The 22,398-nt window shown below is 33.4% G+C and carries 17 protein-coding genes; 14 read left to right on the top strand and 3 right to left on the bottom strand.

The window, feature by feature from the left end; all coding sequences use genetic code 11:
- Position 1: 1 nt before the first annotated feature.
- The 13 genes from HMPREF9456_RS10475 (at position 2) to HMPREF9456_RS10415 (ending at position 14,981) form a co-directional block, all read left to right on the top strand.
- Positions 2-1,078, top strand: coding sequence for a CapA family protein (locus HMPREF9456_RS10475; RefSeq protein ID WP_018074981.1), 1,077 nt, complete (start codon positions 2-4; stop codon positions 1,076-1,078).
- Between the two features lie 5 nt (positions 1,079-1,083).
- On the top strand, positions 1,084-2,307 hold the full coding sequence (locus HMPREF9456_RS10470; RefSeq protein WP_245531015.1) for a glycosyltransferase family 4 protein: 1,224 nt from the start codon (positions 1,084-1,086) through the stop codon (positions 2,305-2,307).
- 24 nt (positions 2,308-2,331) lie between these two features.
- Entirely contained in the window at positions 2,332-3,684 is a 1,353-nt protein-coding gene (locus HMPREF9456_RS10465) for a lipopolysaccharide biosynthesis protein (RefSeq protein WP_006843498.1), read from the top strand.
- A gap of 32 nt (positions 3,685-3,716) precedes the next feature.
- A complete protein-coding gene (locus HMPREF9456_RS10460) occupies positions 3,717-4,889 on the top strand; it encodes an O-antigen ligase family protein (protein ID WP_006843497.1) in 1,173 nt (390 codons plus the stop codon).
- Between the two features lie 17 nt (positions 4,890-4,906).
- Complete coding sequence (locus HMPREF9456_RS10455; RefSeq protein WP_006843496.1) at positions 4,907-6,103, top strand: glycosyltransferase; 1,197 nt, start codon at positions 4,907-4,909, stop codon at positions 6,101-6,103.
- 6 nt (positions 6,104-6,109) lie between these two features.
- A complete protein-coding gene (locus tag HMPREF9456_RS10450; protein WP_006843495.1) occupies positions 6,110-7,126 on the top strand; it encodes a nucleoside-diphosphate sugar epimerase/dehydratase in 1,017 nt (338 codons plus the stop codon).
- Complete coding sequence (locus HMPREF9456_RS10445; protein WP_006843494.1) at positions 7,123-8,241, top strand: capsular polysaccharide biosynthesis protein CapF; 1,119 nt, start codon at positions 7,123-7,125, stop codon at positions 8,239-8,241. Before HMPREF9456_RS10450 ends, HMPREF9456_RS10445 begins: the two co-directional genes overlap by 4 nt.
- A 29-nt stretch (positions 8,242-8,270) precedes the next feature.
- On the top strand, positions 8,271-9,404 hold the full coding sequence (gene wecB, locus HMPREF9456_RS10440) for a non-hydrolyzing UDP-N-acetylglucosamine 2-epimerase (RefSeq protein ID WP_006843493.1): 1,134 nt from the start codon (positions 8,271-8,273) through the stop codon (positions 9,402-9,404).
- A gap of 164 nt (positions 9,405-9,568) precedes the next feature.
- Positions 9,569-10,693, top strand: a complete 1,125-nt coding sequence (locus tag HMPREF9456_RS10435; RefSeq protein ID WP_006843492.1) for a glycosyltransferase family 4 protein — start codon at positions 9,569-9,571, stop codon at positions 10,691-10,693.
- A complete protein-coding gene (locus HMPREF9456_RS10430; RefSeq protein WP_006843491.1) occupies positions 10,690-11,640 on the top strand; it encodes an NAD-dependent epimerase/dehydratase family protein in 951 nt (316 codons plus the stop codon). Before HMPREF9456_RS10435 ends, HMPREF9456_RS10430 begins: the two co-directional genes overlap by 4 nt.
- A gap of 3 nt (positions 11,641-11,643) precedes the next feature.
- On the top strand, positions 11,644-12,603 hold the full coding sequence (locus HMPREF9456_RS10425; RefSeq protein WP_006843490.1) for an MraY family glycosyltransferase: 960 nt from the start codon (positions 11,644-11,646) through the stop codon (positions 12,601-12,603).
- Positions 12,588-13,010 (top strand): cupin domain-containing protein, encoded by a 423-nt coding sequence (locus HMPREF9456_RS10420; RefSeq protein ID WP_006843489.1) that lies wholly within the window; start codon positions 12,588-12,590, stop codon positions 13,008-13,010. The genes HMPREF9456_RS10425 and HMPREF9456_RS10420 overlap by 16 nt, the downstream gene beginning before the upstream one ends.
- Positions 13,011-13,025: 15 nt before the next feature.
- Entirely contained in the window at positions 13,026-14,981 is a 1,956-nt protein-coding gene (locus HMPREF9456_RS10415; protein WP_006843488.1) for a polysaccharide biosynthesis protein, read from the top strand.
- 60 nt (positions 14,982-15,041) lie between these two features.
- On the opposite strand, the gene HMPREF9456_RS10410 is transcribed toward HMPREF9456_RS10415, so the two are convergent.
- The 3 genes from HMPREF9456_RS10410 to HMPREF9456_RS10400 all read right to left on the bottom strand — a co-directional run bounded on the left by HMPREF9456_RS10410 (position 15,042) and on the right by HMPREF9456_RS10400 (position 20,676).
- Complete coding sequence (locus tag HMPREF9456_RS10410) at positions 15,042-16,361, bottom strand: TolC family protein (RefSeq protein ID WP_026177096.1); 1,320 nt, start codon at positions 16,359-16,361, stop codon at positions 15,042-15,044.
- A 114-nt stretch (positions 16,362-16,475) separates the two neighbouring features.
- Entirely contained in the window at positions 16,476-19,511 is a 3,036-nt protein-coding gene (locus HMPREF9456_RS10405) for an efflux RND transporter permease subunit (protein ID WP_006843486.1), read from the bottom strand.
- A gap of 67 nt (positions 19,512-19,578) precedes the next feature.
- Complete coding sequence (locus HMPREF9456_RS10400) at positions 19,579-20,676, bottom strand: efflux RND transporter periplasmic adaptor subunit (protein ID WP_006843485.1); 1,098 nt, start codon at positions 20,674-20,676, stop codon at positions 19,579-19,581.
- Positions 20,677-21,060: 384 nt separating this feature from the next.
- Between HMPREF9456_RS10400 and HMPREF9456_RS10395 the strand changes: the two genes are divergently transcribed.
- Entirely contained in the window at positions 21,061-22,269 is a 1,209-nt protein-coding gene (locus tag HMPREF9456_RS10395; RefSeq protein WP_006843484.1) for a hexokinase family protein, read from the top strand.
- Positions 22,270-22,398 lie beyond the last annotated feature (129 nt).

Raw genomic sequence — 22,398 nt, 5'->3', positions numbered from 1 at the left:
TATGAAAATGGCTTTCTTAGGGGATATCGCTTTTGTCGGAAGATTTGATTTGCAACAAAACTCACATGTATATGAAAATTTGAAAGAGATTGCTGGATTTTTAAATACATTTGATTACGTAGTTGCAAACCTAGAGTCTCCTATTACTGATATTTCTGCCGCAGACTCTTATAAGGCGATTCATCTTAAGACATCTTCCTTAAGCGTAGACTTATTAAACTATCTGAATATAAAAATTGTAAACCTTTCGAATAATCATATTTTTGATTATGGTGTTGCGGGCTTCGAAGATACAATCAACTTGCTAGATAAAAATAATATAGAATATTTTGGTGTAGACGATAAAGAGCTTATCCTTGAATTTGAAAACAATAAAATAGCTTTTAACGGTTACTGCTGCTATTCGGCAAATGGAACTCGTTATAAAGAAGAAAGTAAATCGCCATATATAACTCCAATAAATATTGAGAGTGTTGAAAACAGATTAAAAGCGAATGAAAAAAACGGATATTTAAGTGTTTTAAGTTTCCATTGGGGAATTGAAAATGTCAATTATCCTGCATATGAACATATTCAATTCGCAAGGAGCTTAGCAGAAAAGCATAAATTCATATTATATGGACACCATCCGCATGTAGCTCAAGGTGTAGAAAAGATTAATGATTCAATAATTTCATATAGTTTAGGAAATTTTGTTTTTGATGAAGTCTTGTCTACAAGCATAAAAGGCTTAAAAAATAAAATGGATGATAATAATCGAACTTCGTTTATACTATCTCTAGAGATAAATGATAATAAAATAGAAGATCTTAGCCTTATCCATATTTTTGAGGAGGACGGAAGAATATCCATAAAGGGTAACCCTCTATTTGAAACATATTGCGAGACTCTTTATCTATCCAAAGACGAGTATCAAAACTTAAGAAAAGAAAAGCTTGGAGAATACCTGCTAAATAATAATATAAAACACGATTTTAGTTGGTTTATCAAACGATTAAACAGAAATTTTATAGAGGCATATTTGAGAGGGAGGCGTAATGCATCTATTTATAATAAGATGTTTAATAAATATAAATGAATCAGATGGATAAAAAAGGAGAAATAGTATATATAGGTAATTTTTTATATCCGGATGGTAATGCAGCAGCACATCGTGTTGTATCTAATGGGCGCTTATTTAGGTTACTTGGTTATAAGACTACTTTTATTGGATTAGATAAAAATACAAAGAATACCGACAGCCTAAAAAAGACGCGAATCATTTATGATGACTTTGAAGGTTATAGCATTCCCTATCCCAATGGAATAAAAGGATGGTTATCTTATAAAACACAATTTAGGAAAGTTAAATGTTTTTTGGAGCAAGTTGACAATCTTAAAATTGTTGTGATGTATGGTGCTCCCACCATCTCTCTTTTTTGTGCATTGTTAAGACGATGGTGTAAAGAAAATAATATAATATTACTTACCGATGCTGTTGATTGGTTGTCGGCATCAGTGGGTAGTATCCCTTACAGAATTATAAAATATATAGATACTGTATATCAGAAGGCATATATAAATTCTCATGTAGACGGAGTTATATGCGTAAGCAAATATCTGAATAACTATTATTCTCAGAAAGGATGTAAAACAGTGATCATTCCACCTCTGACAGATTGTAACAGATTCGAAAGGTATGATAATACTCAACCCAAGGCTTCATTAGTATATGTTGGTATGCCATTCGCTTTGAATGGGAAGAAAGTATCGCCTAAAGATTTTAAAGACAGGCTCGATAAAGTAATAGAATGTCTATACGAACTATCAGAAGTAGGTTCTGATTTTGAGTTTAATATATATGGATTGACTAGAGAACAATATTTATCAGTAATGAGTAGCCACCGTCAACTGCTTGATAAACTAGAAGGTAAAATAGCATTTAATGGCTCTGTTTCTCACGATCTGGCTATGAAGAAAATAGCAGAAGCTGATTTCAGTATTTTTTTTAGAGATATAAATAAAGGAACTACAGCTGGTTTCCCAACTAAATTTTCGGAAAGTATTAGCTGTGGAACTCCCGTTATTACAACCAACACAAGTGATATAAAGGATTATCTATTAGAAGGAGAAAATGGCTATTTTGTCGACATAGATGATACGCAAAAGATGATACAGAAGATGAGTTATATTTTAACTCTATCAAAAGAGCATATTAATAACATGAAAGATAATGCTTTTAACTCCAAGGCGTTTGATTATAGAAATCATGAAGAATCTATTAACTATTTTATTGATGGAATATTTTCAAAAAGCAAAAAAATATAAGATATAGCATTTTATATAAAAGAAATGTATCTACTAAAGAGATTATTCAACGGAGATAAACGTACCGTACTTTATAGAAAGAATACTGTAATAGTATTGGTTTGTCAGGCTATAAATATAATAGTTAACTTCTTATTGGTTTCGGTTGTCCTTAACTATTTAGGAGTTGAAGAATACGGAATATGGATTATCTTAACGACAATTGTTTCATGGTTTACTTTTTTTGATATAGGATTAGGTCATGGATTAAGAAATAGGTATGCAGAAGAAAAGGTAAAAGGGAATGAGGAGAATATTAAAATGTACGTTAGTTCTACATTTTACATGCTTTTAGTTATTAGTGGAATAATTTTTTTTCTTTCATTAATTCTAATACTGAATATTAACTGTTCGAGCGCAATAGGTGCCCCATCAGATTTAGAGAGTAAACTAAAAGTAATTCTTTTGTTTATGGTCGGATGTTTTTGTATCCGGTTTGTTGCAAATATAGCACTAATTCTTCAAATATCAGAGCAAAGACCAGGTACCAGTTATATTGCGATAGCCATCGGTAATCTATTATCTTTAATCTCTGTTTTTATTATAACCAAGATAACATTACCTTCAATTTTATACATTGGGATCGGATTATCTATATCTCCTATTATTCCGGTATTATTTATTTTTATTTATCTTTTCTCTACTTCGTACAAAAAAATAAGGCCTTCAATTAAGTATGTTTCATTCAAAAATGCTTATGATATAATAAATTTAGGGTTGAAATTTTTTGTAATACAATTAACAGGTTTAGTACTTTATCAATCTAATAATATTATAATCTCTCATATATGTGGTTTAAATGAGGTAACAGAATATAATATTAGTTACAAGTTATTATGGGTTCTAGTTATTATCTACAATGCTATATTAACTCCATTTTGGTCGGCATCAACAGAAGCTTATATTAAAAAAGATATCGTTTGGATAAGGAATACAATTCGCATGCTAAATAAGATATTGATTGCTTTGATTGTAGTTGGTGTCATTATAGTTATATCTTCACCAATAATATACAAAATCTGGTTAAATGACAAAATTCAACCGAATTACTTATTATTAATATGTACTTTAATATATTTCTCATTTTATATGAGGCATTCGACATATCGAATGTTTATAAATGGAGTTGGGAAGATTAGATTGCAGTTTTATGTGACTCTTATTCAGAGTCTTATGCATGTTCCGTTGGCTGTATTCTTGGGGAAGTTAGTGGGAGTAATTGGAGTTGTTATAGTTATGGCAATATGGACCATAATTAATTCGATATGGGAGCCTATTCAATTTAAGAAAATCATTACAACTGAGAGGCTTAGTTCTAGCAATATTTGGTTAAAATGACGATTGTTTTCTAATAAGTTTATAAGTGTAGAATGAAAGACTTTTGGTATAATAATATTATTTTTTCGTTACTGTCTATATTTATAGCTGTTTTATCTTATATTACGATAGATAATCTCTTTGGATTGTTAAGTTTAAAAGAAATCTATAGTTATGATTACGGAATATATTTGTCTGCACTATTTGGGATCTCCATTATGGGAGCAGTAACGCGGAATATAAATGAACGAATTTATCCATTCATATATTTGTGCATTTATGTAATATTGATTATTCCAATTATTGTATTCTTTGCGTCTTCGTTACAAGATATTGTTAAGCAAATTATTTATTGCTCTACTTTTATATTTATGTTTCGTTATGGATTTTGTTTAGGATATTATGATTATGAAATTAAAAAGAAAATAAAGATTCTATTAATAGTTGTTTTACCTCTATTATTATATATGTATATAAAAACATATTTTTATAACAAAAGTGAAATCTTTTTTATATCGAATGATGGTATTTTCTCTTTAATTGTCCTCCTTCCATTTACTCTCTTATTGGGAAATAAAAAACTTATATATTTTCTATTTAGTCTCATTTGTCTATGTGCTCTATTATCTCTTAAAAGGTCAGCTATCCTATCTATGTTATTCTCTTCTGTCATATATGTATATATATATATATCACGTAAGAACATATTTTACGTACTAATATTGTTAGCTGCTTTTTGTGGTATTTGTTTTATCTATATAAATGCTGCTGATGTTGATATATTAAAGTTAGTCTCAGCTCGATTTAGTGATGCCGGAAGCAGTGGACGCAACGATATATATAACTTTGTATACAATAAATTTATCGATGAAAATAATTTTTCATTTCTTTATGGGCATGGTTTTAATGCTTTTAGCGCAGATTTTGGTATGCCTGCTCATAATGATATTATTGAATTATACTATGATTTTGGAATTTTAGGAGTTATTCCTTATTTTATTACTCTTATTTTATTAGGTAAAAACTGTTTTAAATGGTATAAATATCGTTCTCTTTTTCTTGAAAACTATGCTTCTTATGTTATTGCTTACATATCCCTAATTGTTCTCTTATTATTTAATTGTATTATATATTCTTACTATAACTGTATTCTTTATTTGGCTCTAGGGCTTAATTATGGATATATTATTAGACATCTAAAATTAAATATAAGAGTTCATAATTGAATAGAACAGAAATATTTATGAAAGAGCAAACTTTATTTCTAGGCGGGATGTTTCCCGATAAATTATTAGATGATATCATTCTTAATAGTAAGGGTAATATCCAAAATGCGGCAGATGCATTGCAAAAATCTTTTATTAAAGGGTTAAGCGTATTTTATCCAGATATGTATATCATAAATATGCCGTTTGTAGGTGCATATCCCATTCGATACAAAAAAATGTTTGTGAAATCCAGTTCTTTAGATCAAGGGAAAAGTGTAGGTTATTGCAATATATTATATTTCAAACATTTTTTCATCAAAAAAGCAGTTAGGAAAGCTGTTTTAGAATGGGTGAAATTAGCGACAGGTAAAAAAATAGTGTTTATTTATTCATTGAATGATCCATTCTTGGAAGTTCTTTCAGAAATAAAACCGCAATATCCAGATCTTCATATATGTCAAATCGTTCCAGATCTTATTGACGGCATGATTGTGCCTAAGGGATTTTTATATAAAATTCATCATGATAGAACTATTCGAAAATTTGAGTCAATTTATAAATATATAGATTCTTATGTTTTGTTGAGCGAACATATGAAAGATAGGTTACCTATAGGCACTTTGCCATATACAGTTGTTGAGGGTATATTTAATGCATATGACGATGATTTTGAGGTTCATGAGAAGCTAAATGATAAAATCGTTTTATATACAGGATCGTTAGCAAAAAGATATGGCATAATGAACTTAATAGAAGCTTTCAAACTATTGAAAGAAGAGAATATATATTTATATATCTGTGGGCGAGGAGATAGTGAAGCAGACATTATTGAGGCAAGTGCAGACAATCCTCGTATAGTGTATAAAGGTGTACTTAAAAGAAAAGAAGTTTTAGAGTTACAGAAAAAAGTCACCTTATTAGTGAATCCCCGTAATGCCGAAGGTGAATATACAAAATATTCATTTCCATCTAAAACGATGGAGTATATGGCTTCGGGTGTTCCTACTTTGTTATATAAGTTACCGGGTATTCCTGATGAGTATTACAACTATTGTTACTCATTAGAAGATGATTCAGTAGCAACACTTTCGGAAGCAATTAAAACGATTTGCTATACGGATAAACATGTGTTGGAAGAGAAAGGGAGAACAGCTCGGGATTTTATTATAAGGCAAAAAAGTCCTGAAAAACAGTGCTCTAAAATTGTAAATATGCTAAAATTAATAAAATAAAATATTATGTCATTGTTTAGAGATAAAACACTCCTTATAACAGGAGGTACTGGATCCTTTGGAAATGCTGTATTAAAAAGATTTCTAGATTCAGATATAAAAGAGATTCGCATTTTCTCTCGTGATGAAAAGAAACAGGACGATATGCGTCATGCGTTACGTAATTCGAAAGTTAAATTTTATATAGGTAGTGTTCGAGACAAACGTAGTGTAGATAACGCTATGCGTGGGGTGGATTATATATTTCATGCAGCTGCATTAAAACAGGTTCCTTCATGCGAATTTTTTCCAATTGAAGCTGTAAATACAAATGTACTAGGTACACAAAATGTACTGGATTCGGCAGTTGAGTTTGGCGTAAAAAATGTAGTGGTTTTATCTACTGATAAAGCAGCCTATCCGATCAATGCTATGGGAATAAGTAAAGCAATGATGGAAAAAGTTGCTATAGCAAAAGCGCGTACACTGGAAGGAACAAATACTATAATTTCGTGCACCCGTTATGGAAACGTAATGGCTAGTAGAGGGTCTGTTATTCCTTTGTTTATTGAGCAGATTAAGGAGGGTAATGATTTAACGTTGACTGACCCTAATATGACCCGTTTTATGATGACTTTAGATGATGCTGTAGACCTGGTTCTTTATGCATTCGAGCATGGTCAAAACGGAGATTTGTTTGTTCAAAAAGCTCCTGCTGCCACAATTGGTATATTAGCCCAAGCTATTATTGAATTAGCCGGATCGAACTCTAAAATAAAAGTTATAGGAACGCGTCATGGCGAGAAGCTTTATGAGACGTTGGTTACGCGAGAAGAGATGGCCAAATCTGAAGATATGGGAAATTATTTTAGAATTCCTGCCGATAACAGAGATTTGAATTATGATAAGTATTTTGTGGAAGGACAACAGAAAATATCATCTATCGAAGATTATCATTCCCACAATACGGATAGACTAGACATCGAAGGAATGAAAAAGCTTTTACAGAAGTTGGATATAATTAATGAAATTACAAAAAAATGAAGATATTAGTTACCGGATCGAGAGGTTTTGTTGGTAAGAACCTTGTATCCGAACTTCGCAACAGAAACTACACAGAAATATTTGAATTCGATATTGATACAGATCAAAGTCTTTTGGATAAATATGCAAGAGAGACCGAGTTTGTGTTTCATCTGGCAGGAGTGAATAGACCTGAAAATTCTGAAGAATTTATGGCTGGAAATTTCGGCTTTACATCACTATTGCTCGATTCTTTGAAAAAGAATAATAACAAAGCTCCTATTCTGATTACATCTTCTATACAGGCACTATTAGACAATCCTTATGGAAAGAGTAAAAAAGCCGGTGAAGATTTGATTTTTAATTACAGTTTGCAAAATCAAGTCCCTGTTTATGTATATCGTCTACCCAATGTTTTCGGTAAGTGGTGCAGACCAAATTATAATAGTGCTGTAGCTACCTTTTGCAATAACATTGCCAATGACTTGCCGGTTCAAGTAAATGACCCAAATGTAGAAATGTCTTTGGTTTATATTGATGATGTTATTAAATCATTTATAGATAAATTGAGTGATAGTGACAAGAAGAAAAATATAGTTGAAAAAATAGAACAAGTAGATATTGTTCATTCTATAAAATTAGGCGAAATTGTAGATTTACTTTATCAATTTAAGGAGAGTCGTCAGACTTTACACGTTCCTAATCTAAATAATCCGTTTGAGAAAAAGTTGTATTCTACATATTTAAGCTATCTCCCAAAAGACAAATTTAGCTACCCATTGAAAATGAATATTGATGATAGAGGGTCTTTTACTGAGTTCTTGAAATCGAATGACAGAGGACAAGTCTCTATAAATATATCCAAGCCGGGTATTGTAAAAGGAAATCATTGGCATCATACTAAAAATGAAAAGTTTTTGGTTGTAAGTGGGAGGGGAGTTATACGTTTTCGTAAGATAGACTCTGATGAAGTGATAGAATATTTTGTGTCAGGTGACAAATTAGAGGTATTGGATATTCCGGTCGGATATACACATAATATTGAAAATTTGGGAGAATCGGACATGGTTACAGTGATGTGGGTGAATGAAATTTTTGATAGCGAACATCCGGATACTTTTTTCTTGAGAGTTTAGTTTAATTTTTAATTTAAATGAATGTGATTATGAAAAAATTAAGAGTGATGACTGTCGTAGGAACTCGACCTGAAATTATTCGCCTTGCTTGTGTCTTGAAAAAACTAGATCAGTCAAATGCAATCGATCATATATTAGTGCATACAGGTCAGAATTACGACTATGAGCTAAATGAAGTCTTTTTTGAAGATTTAGAACTTCGTAAACCAGATTATTTTCTCAATGCGGCAGGTAAAAATGCTACGGAAACAGCTGGTTTGATACTTATAAATATTGATTCTGTATTAGAAGAAGTAAAGCCAGATGCATTTCTTGTGCTAGGTGATACAAACTCTTGCCTATGCGCGATTGCTGCAAAAAAACGACGTATACCGATCTTTCATATGGAAGCCGGTAATCGTTGTTTTGATCAACGTGTTCCGGAAGAAACAAACCGAAAAATTGTTGATCATACAGCTGATATTAATTTGACATATAGTGATATTGCAAGGGAGTATTTACTTGCTGAGGGGTTACGTCCTGACCGGATAATTAAGACCGGTAGTCCGATGTTTGAAGTATTGAATGACTATATGCCCAAGGTTGAAAAGTCTCAGATATTAGAAAAGTTAGATCTAAAAAAGAATAATTATTTTGTTGTATCAGCTCATAGGGAAGAGAATATTGCATCTGAAGAGAAGTTCTTCAATTTGGTGGAAATCCTTAACTCTATAGCCGAAAAATACAATATGCCTATTGTTGTTTCAACTCATCCCCGTACACGTAAGATGATAGAAAAGCATGGAATAGAATTTCATCAAAATGTAAAATTGATGAAACCTATGGGCTTGAGTGATTATTTAGCTTTACAAATTAATTCGTATGCCGTTCTTTCCGATAGTGGTACTATCAGTGAGGAATCTTCAATACTAAATTTTAAAGCTCTGAATATTCGGGAAGCTCATGAGCGGCCAGAAGCAATGGAGGAAGCATCGGTAATGATGGTTGGATTGAATCCGGAACGTGTATATCAGGGGTTGATTCAGTTGGAGTCCCAGAATGTTGGTGAAATACGCAATTTCCGTCCTGTATCTGATTACAGTATGCCTAACGTTAGTGACAAAGTGGTTCGTATAATTTTGTCGTATACCGATTATATTAAACGTGTTGTTTGGAGTGAGTAAATTCTTTTGTTTAACGAAATAAATAATTAAGCTACAATCCAATTAATTATTTCTGATTTATACTGTAAAATAATATCAATAAAGTTGTTTTGTGTAGAATGAAAATTTATTAGATTATAAAGTTTCTAATTGAAGTTTGAACAATTTATTTAATAGCTTAGTTTATGAATAAAGCTCTTTTTATAGTCGTAAACGTTGATTGGTTCTTCTTGTCTCATCGACTACCCATAGCCTTAGCTGCAAAAGAAAAAGACTATAGAGTAACTATTGTTTCTAAAGATACAGGAAAGAGAGAAGAGATAGAGGCCCTAGGACTAAGGTTTATAAATGTTGAGTTTGAGCGCTCCGGAGCAAATCCTTTACATGAATTTAGATGTATAAAGATCTTATATAAAATATACAAGTCAGAAAAGCCTGATATTATTCATCACGTTACTCTTAAAGCTAGTTTGTTGGGATGTTTGGCTGCAAAGTTATCTGGAATAAAAAGAGTAGTAAATGCAATAAGTGGGTTCGGTTATAATTTTACGGATGAGAGAACGGGTATCAAACAGAGAATTATTAGAACGATGATGAATATGGCTTTTAAAAGCAAAAAATTTCATTTTATATTTCAAAATCCCGATGATACAAATCAGTTTATGAAATTTAATTTTGTATCAGAAAATCAAATTCACTTAATAAAAGGCTCTGGTGTTGATTTAAATAAATTTACTTATGAAAAACCCATAGTGAAAGAAAAAGTACAAGTAATTCTTCCGGCAAGAATGTTATATGATAAAGGAATTATCGAATTCATTCAAGCTGCCAAAAAGATTAAGGATAAGGTTGTGGATAAAGCCGAATTTGTGTTAGTTGGAGACTGTGATACTATAAACTTATCGGGTATTAAGGAAGAAGATATTAAAAGAGAAATTGATATTCCATTTTTGAAATGGATTGGATTTAAAAAAGATATATTTTCAGTTATAAAAAATTCAGACATTGTAGTACTACCGTCTTATAGAGAAGGCCTACCTAAGTCTTTAATCGAAGCTTGCGCTGTTGGGCGACCAATTGTAACAACAAATGTAGAAGGTTGTCGAGAATGTGTTATTGAAGGATATAATGGATACTTAGTTCCGGCAAAAAATATTGATACTCTATCTGAAAAAATGGAAGATCTCATTAATGATCCTGAAAAGAGAATAAGGATGGGTCTCAATGGGAGAATTTTAGCAGAGAAAAACTTTTCTATAGATTTTGTTATTCGTGAACATCTCCGGATTTATAAAGATTTAGAATCATGAAAAAAATATTAATAACAGGCGCATATGGGTTTGTCGGGACCAATCTAGCTTTATCTCTAAAAGATAAGTATGAACTATGGGCTTTAGATGTTGCCGAAGTGCAAGAAGGCTTGTATAGTAGATTTTATACTTGGAGTCAATTGGACAAAATTCCATTTAATGATATTGATACAATAATTCATCTTGCAGGAAAAGCTCATGATACAAAAAATAAAGCAGAAACCCAATCCTACTTTTCAGTGAATACAGGGTTGACACAAAAAATATTTGATAAATTTATAGTATCGGATTCTAGATCATTTATTTTTTTTAGTTCTGTTAAAGCTGCAGCAGATTTTGTTGAGGGTGAAAAACTTACAGAGGATGTTGTGCCTAAACCAGTAGGACCATACGGAGAAAGCAAGATAAAAGCAGAGGAATATATTCAATCAAAAGAGTGGGGAGATAAAAGAGTATATATATTTCGTCCTTGTATGATACATGGGCCTGGGAATAAAGGTAATTTAAATTTGTTGTATAATGTCATAAATAAGGGATTTCCTTATCCTCTGGGCAAGTTTGACAATAAACGATCTTTTACTTCAATAGGTAATCTGTGTTATATCATAGATAAAATTATATTCATGTTACCAACAGTCCCATCTGGCATTTATAATATTTCAGATGACAATCCTATATCGACCAATGAATTAATATTACTTATTTGTGAAGCATTAGATAAAAAAGCTAAGATATGGAATATACCTCTAGGACTGATAAAATTCTGTGTGAAAGTCGGAGATGTTTTACATTTACCTCTAAACAGTTTTAGATTAAATAAATTAACGGAAACTTATATTGTAGACAATTCTAAACTAAAAGAATCTTTAGATATAAAACAATTACCGATATCCACATCAGCGGGGATTCTAAAAACAATTAAGTCTTTTAATCTGCATTCAAACTGAACCATGATATATCTTGCTTGTTATATATTATCTACTATATTTATCCTGATTTACTTTAAAGTGGCCGATAAATATAATATTGTAGATAGACCTAATGAAAGAAGTTCTCATAAGGAGCTTACAATGAGAGGTGGTGGAATTATAGTATGGTTTGTAGCATTATTCTATTTTCTGCTAAATATAGATTCATCTCTTAATTTTTTTATAGGTATCACTCTTATTGGTTTTGTGAGTTTTATTGATGATATTAGAACTTTACCTAGTAGAGTTAGAGCATTTGTTCAATTATTCTCGGTTGGTGTTATTTTTTATGATTTAAATATTTTTTCTATTTATCCTTGGTGGATTATTTTAATTGCATTCATTATTTCTATAGGCATTATAAATGCATATAATTTTATGGATGGGATAAATGGAATAACAGGACTATACTCATGTGTTGTTTTTGCTTCATTTTTATATACGAATAATTGTGTAATTACTTTTGTTAACAATGACTTACTTATTTTTCCTATTATAGCATGTTCTATTTTTCTCTTTTTTAATTATAGAAAAAAGGCAAAATGTTTTGCTGGAGATATAGGCAGTATTACTCTTGCTTTTTGGATTGTATATATATTAATTATTCTGATTTGCAGAACGAGTAGTATAGTATGGGTTATGTTTTTATCTGTGTATGGGGTTGACTCTATTTGTACTATCTTACATAGGTTATATCTAAAACAGAATATCTTTAAACCTCATCGTATACATTATTATCAGATATTGAGTAATGAGCAAAAATTAGACCATCGTTTAGTATCTATGGCATATGCAATTGTTCAGACTTTTACATCCTTAGTTATAATATATACATACGTGTATGCGAATCAATATATAAATATTGTATCTATAATTATAATTATTACTTTAATTTCAATTTATTCAACTAAATTTATTTTAATAAAATGCCACCATTCATAATACAAGGGAGTAATCATAAAGATAATAGAGGAATTATATCTTTTGTTAATGACTTTTCTTTTGATAATATTGTTCGCTTCTATATTATTGAAAATTCAGAGGAAAACGAATTAAGAGCATGGCAGGGGCATAAACTAGATACAAAGTATTTCTATTGTATTAAAGGTGCATTTCAGGTATCATATGTAAAAATAGATAATTGGGAAAAACCTTCTTCTTCTTTAATCGTGGAAAGTATGATTTTAGATGAAACTGACAGTAAAATACTATGTATCCCTTTAGGATATGCAAATGCTATAAAATCATTAACCGTAGGATCAAAGCTTCTATCCTTCTCAACACTTCCTTTAAGTATGGTTAAAGATGACGATTTTAGATACGACAAAAACTTTTGGATAATCAAGTAATATGTAAAATAACTCATGATAAACAACACTACACGAAAAATATATAAGAGATTCTTAGAGAATCGTCTGCTAAGCAGGTGGTTCGTCTTGTTCATAGATTTGGCAATAGTCACTTTTGCGACTATCATATCATATATCCTAACACTTCAGATATACAAAAATATTCATATAGTATATCATCCTGTATTCTTTGAATATCTGGCTATAACCCTATTGTTTAATGCATTATGTTTTAGAATATTCAAAACATATAAAGGAATTGTTCGTTATTCTACAATTCATGAATTTCAAAAGATACTTACATCCTTGTTATTTGCTGATATACTTATATTTCTTACATTATATAAAGTTATAGGTCCATCCGGAAGCGTTGCTGTTGCATATTGTAGTACTCTCTTTTTAGTTTCATTGGTTGGTTTGTACGGGTTTCGCATAATTGTCGTTTATACTTATCAGACATTAACTCGACGGTTTGGTAACAACCCTTCTATACCTGTATTTGTGTGGGGATTAAATGAAGATAACATTGTCCTTGCACAGCTGTTGAGTACCGGAAACAATAGGTTCAGGATTATCGGTTTTCTTACAACTGATCCTGACTCAAAATTAAAGAAACTGACAGACGTACCAGTTCTTACTATTCAGAAGCCTGAAGATTTTTTAAAATACAAGATAAAAGATGTATTGTTTACCAAAGAAGATGAACTAAAGACTGAAGCTAATTATGTTGAAAAAATATTAAGCTTAAATATTCGTATCTATATAAGTAAACAAATGAATATAGACAGTTTATCTCAACTGTCAGATATTAGTCGGAGTATTCGTCCCGTTCAGATTGAAGATTTGCTTGGTCGTCCCGAAATAAATATCAGCTTGAATGTAATAGCTGAAAATGTTCAAGGGAAAAATATTTTGGTGACAGGTGCTGCAGGTTCAATCGGAAGTGAAATAGTCAAGCAATTAGCTCAATTTTCTCCAGCTTCTATTATTTGTCTCGATCAGGCTGAAACGCCATTGAATGATTTGGATATTGAATTAAAGAAACTGTATCCCTGCTTGAACTTTACTACCATTATCGGAGATGTCCGTAACCATACAATTATCAACTTTGTGTTCGATAAATATAAACCTAATATCGTTTACCATGCGGCTGCTTATAAGCATGTACCAATGATGGAAAGATATCCCTGTGAAGCTATAATTACAAACGTATTAGGTACAAAGATATTAGTTGATTTGGCTATTAAATATGATGTTGAGATGTTTATTATGGTCTCAACAGATAAGGCTGTAAATCCTACCAATATTATGGGGGCTACTAAACGTATTGCAGAGATATATGTTCAGTCTTGTGCAACCGATATGAAGAAAAATAAATCTCACACTAAGTTTGTAACTACTCGCTTTGGTAACGTATTAGGTAGTAATGGTTCTGTTATTCCGTTATTTAGGAAGCAAATAGAAAAAGGAGGGCCGATAACGGTAACTGACCCTGAAATAACCCGTTATTTTATGACAATTCCAGAGGCATGTCGTCTCGTTTTGGAAGCTTCTGTCATAGGTAAGTCCGGCTATATTTATGTCTTTGATATGGGACAACCGGTGAGAATATATGACCTGGCAAAGAAAATGATAGAATTGGCAGGTCTAGTTCCTGAAAGAGATATTGAAATTCAATTTTCAGGATTAAGGCCCGGAGAGAAACTGTATGAGGAGTTATTGAATGACTCTGAAATAACAGAACAGACTTCGCACAAAAAGATTATGATGGCCAAAGTAAGAGAATACCATTTTCAGGATATCTTACCTCAAATAGAGCAGTTAATTTTAGTCGCCCAGACAAATGATAAATACAAACTCGTACGACAGATGAAAGTCCTTGTACCGGAATTTATTAGCAATAATTCAGAATTTGAACAGTTTGATCAGAATAATATAGATACCACTAGCAATTCTCAAATTTGGGTATAAAAGAAATACCTATATTTATTTTACAAAACTGACAACAGAATGCGACAATGCTCATTATATTTATTCCGAATATGAAATTACTTGCCCACTAATTTGCATAAGCGATATCTCACATAATTTTGTATTATATTCAGCCTGAACAAGTCTTTCTTCGGCCTCTAATAGACTGTTTTGTGCTTCTCGTAGTTCTATACCTGATAGATCTCCCAGTTTGTAGCGTTCGATAGCTATTTCATGGTTTTCTTTTGCTGTCTCTACATTTTCTTTTTCAAGATTCGTCAGATCTATGTTATTTCTATAAGCCATCCACATATTCGAAAAATCGGCTTTTAGAGAGAGTATAGTTTGCTCGTACTGGAGTTCTTTGTTTTCAACTTCTATAAGGGCATTCTTTTGTTTTCTTTTTCTATTGAAGCCATCAAATAGGTTGAACCCTAGAGTTAATCCATAGGTTAAGCCCAAATTGTTTTGATTATCTATAGTCCCCGTATTGTAAATGTTTTTTGTATAACCATAGCCTGCATTAAGTTTCAAATACGGATAGTTCTCACTCTGAGCTGTTTTTAAATCAAGCAAACTAAGATTCTTATTTTTATTTGATAACAAAAGGAAAGTATTCGAAGATAGCGTTTTTTGCCAAATATCATCTTTATTTATAAACTGATTGAATTCAATAATAGAGTCGGTAGTAACAATGAGCTGCTCGATATTGTCAGCAGCCATCATTTGGTTAAGTGATATGCGAGATGTGTATAGTACTTCATATTGTTTAATCAACCGAGAGCTGTCACTGTTGAAGTCTACTTTTGCTTGCTGAAGATCGAGCCGAGAGCCTGCTCCGATTTCGTATCTGGCCTCAACAATTCGTAATCTTTCCTTGGATAACTTAACGGCTGATTTTAAGTTTTTTAATCGGATATTCTGCTGGATGTAATTATAATATTCCGAGGTTAATCCTGATACGAAGTTCTCTATCGTTAGACGGGTATTCAGTTCTCCCATCCTTTGTAACTCCTTTAGGCGTTGGTGGTTTGTTTGGATATTGAAACCATCAAAAACTGTCCAATTCAGGTTGACGCCTGCATTCAATAATTGATTGTGGATGTCGCTATTCTTATTTTTCTCTCCATTTGCCAAATTCTGTGTTGTATTGTTTACCGAACCCGAATAGCCCGTTGTGAGATCTACAGACGGAAGGTATCCTGCATTTCCTACAGTGAGATTGTTGTCAGAGATTTCCTGATTATTGCGCATAATGCGAATATCATAATTCTTTTGCAATCCGACTTCGATACATCTTTTCAGATCGAATACAACCTGACAGTCAGATACGCCCGGTACAGCTACTGCCAAAGCAATAATTAATATATATTTTTTCATCATCAAAATTCTTCTTAGTCAAAAGGTGACAAAAGTAACAGCTTTCATCTCTTTTTTATTTGTTACCTTTTGTGCTGGTATATAGTTGTTATATTGTAGATAAATTCATAATTATTAAATCCGATCTATCTTCTTACTTCTGTCGGTAGATATATATAAATACATAGCCGGTACAATAAATATAGTCAATAGAGTAGAAATCATCATTCCTCCAATTACAGCCACACCCATAGCCATACGTCCGTTGGCTCCTTCGGCACTTGCAAATATTAAGGGTAACAATCCCAGTACCGTAGAGAAACTCGTCATCAGGATAGGGCGCAGTCGTTGTACTGCGGCTCCTTGTATCGCTTCAAGTTTACTCATCCCGGCTTCTTGACGCTGATTTGCAAACTCCACAATAAGGATACCATTTTTAGCAACCAGCCCGATGAGCATAATAATTCCTATCTGGCTGAATATATTCATCGTTATATCTTTTATATACATAAACAATAGAGCTCCGGCAATTGCAAGTGGCACTGTAAGCATAATAACAAACGGATCTTTGAAACTTTCAAATTGTGCGGCAAGGATCAAAAAGATAAGTAATATAGCAAGTATAAATGCAAACATCAAACTGGAAGAGCTTTCGCTAAAATCCTTCGAATCTCCCGCCAATGCAGTTCGGAATGTATCATCAAGCGTTTCTTTCGCAATACGATCCATTTCTTCCAATCCGGCACCGATTGTTACTCCCGGAGATAATCCTGCGGACACTGTTGCCGACTTAAATCTGTTGTATCTATATAGCTGAGGGGGAGCAACGCTTTCTTCTAAGCGCACAAGATTATCCATCTGGATCATATTCCCGCCTAAGTTCTTAAGATAAATAGATTTCAGATCGAGAGGTGTATTCCTTTGTTGGCGATTAATTTCTCCTAATATTTGATATTGTTTCCCATTCATATAGAAATAGCCCATACGTTGCCCACTCAGTGCATACTGTAAAGTTTGTCCTATATCTCTGGTACTCACTCTTAGTATTGCGGCTTTATCTCGGTCTATGATAATACGGGTTTCGGGTTTCGTGAATTTAAGATTTACATCAGCCATCTGAAACATTGGGCTCTCCTGTACTTTTCTCATAAATTGAGGGATAAATTCCTCTAATTTTTCAAGGTTGGTAGCTTGCAATACATATTGTATAGGCATACTCGATCGCCTTCCACCGAAGGTAGACTGTTGTTGCACAAAAGCCCGTGCTTCCGTTTCTTTCCTTACGGCCTTTGTCAGTTCGCTGGCAATTTCCATTTGGCTTCTTCCTCTGTCTTTAATGTTTGGCAACGTAAGATTTATCATTCCGCCTCCCGTCCACGCACGCATTGTGCTAATGAGACGTTCAGGAGCAACGGAATCAGCTATTACACCAATCTTTTCTGTATAGTTTCGATTAAATTCATAAGTAGAGCCTTCAGGTCCGCTGGTTCTTATCGTTATCTGTGACCGGTCTTCCAATGGTGCCATTTCGGAAGGGATAGCACTGACCAAATAACCGATCCCTACAAGTGTAAGGATTATAATTGGCCATATTATTATCTTATGTTTAAGGAAGTGTTGCAAACCGTTGTCGTAAGTTTGCGTTAGCCATTGAAAGAAGGGATCTGTTTTACGGTAAAACCATCCCGCCTGATCTTTTTTCTTCAATAACTTGGTAGCAAGCATCGGTGTAAACGTAAGAGCTACAAATGCTGAAATAAGGACAGCCCCGGCAATTACAATACTAAATTCACGGAACAAACGCCCTGTCATCCCTTCGAGAAAGACAATAGGGAAAAATACCGCAACCACAGACACCGTTGTTGAGATAACCGCGAAGAATATTTCTTTAGAACCCTCTATTCCTGCTTGCTTGGGAGTCATACCTCCTTCAATTTTCAGATAGATGTTCTCGGTGACCACAATAGCATCATCGACTACCAATCCCACAGCCAGAACTACGGCCAACATGGATAAGACATTGATCGAGAATCCTGCAACATACATCACAAAGAAAGCCCCCACCAGTGATACGGGAATAACGACGCAAGGAACCAACGTCACACGCCAGTCGCGAAGGAAAAGGAATATTATTATAACTACCAACGCAAATGCTATATACACGGTTTCTTCCACTTCAGCTATCGAAGCCCTTATAAATTTAGTATTATCGAAGGCAACATCTATTTTGACATCCTCCGGTAAGTCTTTCTTTAGCTGTTCGAGACGAACCATCGCTTCATCAGAAATCTCAATCTGATTAGCTCCCGGTTGTGGAATAATAACGGTACTTACAGCAGGAACACCATTTCGGCGCATAATACTCTTATAGTTTTCTGTACCCAGCTCCGCTGTACCTACGTCTCTAAACCTTACAACATTATAATTGTCTTCTTTGATAATCATATTGTTGAATTCTTCGGGAGTTTGCATCAATCCTAATGTTCGTATAGAAAGTTCAAGATTGTCACCTTCTATGCTGCCCGAAGGCAATTCTACGTTTTCTTTGTCTACGGCGCTTTTTACATCCATAGGGGTAATGCCATATGATGCCATTTTTACCGGATCGAGCCATAGTCGCATCGAATAGCGGTTTTGTCCCCAGATTTCCACTGCACTTACATTGGGTATGGTTTGTAACCGCTCTTTTACTGTCAACTCCGCTATTTCACTTAGTTCGAGCAAAGAACGCTTTTCGCTTTGTATACTTATTTGTATAATCGGGTTGGCATCGGCATCAGCCTTAGATACAGTAGGAGGGTCGCAGTCGCGAGGCAGATAACGTTGTGCCCGTGAGACTTTATCCCGCACATCATTTGCTGCTGTTTCGAGGTCTACAGATAATTCAAATTCCACTGTTATACGGCATGAACCCTGACTACTACTACTTGTCAAAGACCTGATGCCGGGTATCCCATTTATATTTTGTTCTAGTGGTTCTGTGATCTGATTCTCTATGATTTCGGCATTAGCTCCGGGATAACTTACATCTACCGAAATAATGGGGTTATCTATGTTGGGATATTCGCGTACACCTAGATATGTATATCCGATCAGTCCTAAAAGGAATATAATCAATACAAATACAGTGGCTAATACCGGTCGCTTTATACTTAATTCAGATATAGTCATCTTTTAGTGGTTTTGGATGTTTAGAAATCTATGATCTTAAATATCCGAAGCTATTATATAAATTATTTTACTGATTGCTTTCTATAAGATTATCGATAATAACAGGCAAACCGTCACGCAATTGCATGACACCCGTTACCAAAAGAGTATCGCCAACATTTAGTCCGTTTAATACCTGAACGGATGAGGCTGTACGCATACCTTTCTTTAGTACTATTTGATGGGCTAAGCCATTCTTATATACGTATGCAATATCACGTCCCATTTCGGCTACTGTAGATAAACTAGGGATGACTAAAGTATTCTTTATCTCCTGCAATTTTATCTCAACATTCGTGGAGAGACCCGGCTTTAATCTTCCTCCCGGATTGGCATACAAAGCTCTGGCTTTTAGAGTGAGCGTTTGCCTATCGAGGTTAGACTCTACAGCATAAACCGTCGCTTGGTATTTGTTTAAATCATTATCGAATGTAAAAGTGAGAGGTGTTCCGGGTTTTACATTATTTACTTCCGATTCATTTACCGAAAACTCTATTTTTAATGGAGTTATTTTGGTAAGCCGAGATATTATTATGGAAGGAGAAGCATATGTTCCTTCACTTACTTGTCTCAAACCTATAATACCATCGAATGGTGCACGCAGTTCAGTCTGCGCAATCCTTGTTTTCACTAACTCAATATCAGCCTTCAATTTTTCTAACTCTGTATTGACAGATTCATAAGCTTCCTGACTTACGGCGTCTTTTGCCAATAATGCCTTTTGACGGTAAACCCTGTCTTCGGCTAAAGGTATTTGTGTTTGTAATTTCTTCAACTCAGCTTGTAGTGGTTTATCGTTCACTTTGGCTAAAAGCTGGCCTTTTTTCACACTCGAACCCTCTTTGAAGTGTATTTCTGTTATCATTCCCGTGGTCTCGAATGATAGATCTACTTCTTCATCAGGAATCAATACCCCTTTCACTCTGATGGTATTATCAAGATTACCGTATTTTAAGATCTGGGCATTAACATTCAGTACTGTACGACCTGTCCCTTTATTCCCCGGAGGAGTTGGTGAAGGGTCGGCATTCGTCGTTAAAAGACCTTTGATCTTTGGATAAAAAGCCATTCCGGCAATAAATAAAATAATAACAATCAGAAGTCCTATTTTTGTTTTTTTGTTCATAGTAAATATTCTGTTTTGGGCTTATAATAGAGGTTTCCAAGAATACGATTTGAAATAAAAGGAAAGGTTTAATTTATTGGATGTATTTTAATTTTTGTTTGCATTACTAAACAAAAATTAAATAAGATGTTTTCTTCCGGTCATTTTCTTTCTCCTTATTGTTTATTCTCAATGTTTTTTAAGTTTTGTGTGAAACAGTTTTACAAATACAATATTTAAAATAGAAGTGTGATAGGATTATAAAATGTCTTTAAAAAGTGATGTTCTGGAATGTCCTAAAAATAGTTATTTATTCAGATTCATTGCCTGTGTAATGACTCAATATTCAAATGAGATAGTTATATTTGTAGAGTTTAAAAAATAACCTATACATAAAGATACCTTATGAAGAAAGATATTTTTCATCTTAAATCGAAACAACTAAAAGAAATAGCCCAGTCGCTCCAACACAAGGTAGAGGTTGGTCTGAGTAAAGAGAATGCCGAAATACAGTGTATTCCTACTTACATTATACCTAAAACAACCAGTGTGAACGGTAAGGCTACTGTTTTAGATTTAGGGGGAACGAACTATCGGGTTGCTGTAGTTGACTTCGTTGATGGTAAACCAACAATTCATCCTGAAAATGGATGGAAGAAGGATTTATCTGTTATGAAAACTCCGGGCTTTACCGAAGAAGATTTGTTTAAAGAACAAGCCGATCCAATAGGTGAAATCAAGCGTGATCAAGAAACTCCTATCGGATATTGTTTTTCTTATCCGGCTGAATCTCTGCAAAACGGAGATGCCAAGCTTCTTAGATGGACAAAAGGTGTTGACATCAAAGAAATGGTAGGTCAACCGGTAGGACAACCATTGGTAGATTATCTAAATCAACGTAATGATGTAAAATTCAATGGTGTAAAGGTAATCAATGATACAGTAGCTAGCTTATTTGCCGGACTTACTGATTCCAGTTATGACGCTTATATTGGGCTGATTGTTGGAACAGGAACAAATATGGCTACTTTTATCAATGCTGATAAGATAAAGAAACTAAATCCTGATTACAAACTAAGCGGATTGATTCCTGTAAACCTAGAGTCGGGTAACTTTAACCCTCCTCATCTAACAGCTATCGATGATAAGGTAGATGCTTGCTCTGATGCAAAGGGTGCTCAACGTTTCGAAAAAGCTGTATCGGGTATGTATTTGGGAGAAATCCTTAAATCAGTTTTCCCATGCGATGAGTTTGAACAACGATTTGATGCTCAGAAGCTGACTAATATCATGAATTATCCTGATATTCATAAGAAAAGATATGTGGAGATTGCTCGTTCAATATACGAAAGATCGGCGAAATTAGTTGCTGCATCTATCGCCGGATTGGTTTTGGTACTTGTATCACATGATCCTTCTATCAAGAAAATAAGATTGGTTGCCGAAGGTAGCTTATTCTGGAGTGAATACAGAAAAGGTAAGAACTATAAAGATATGGTAATGTCTGAGTTACAAAAACTTCTTGCAGAGTTTAATCATGCAGATGTTCATGTACATGTAGCTCAAATGGACAATGCAAATCTTATAGGTTCCGCTATAGCTGCTTTGTCGTAAACTAAAGATATAATAGCAAGTAGGGGTTTGGATGTTTCCAAATCCCTTTTTTCTTATAATCAATATCGGTTAAGTCACTTTTTATAAGTATTTTTGCCTTGCAAATAACTATTTGTCGTTTTATTTTAT

This window comes from Dysgonomonas mossii DSM 22836, assembly GCF_000213575.1.
GTDB classification, from domain to species: Bacteria; Bacteroidota; Bacteroidia; order Bacteroidales; family Dysgonomonadaceae; genus Dysgonomonas; species Dysgonomonas mossii.
This window is presented reverse-complemented; position numbering and strand designations above follow the sequence as displayed.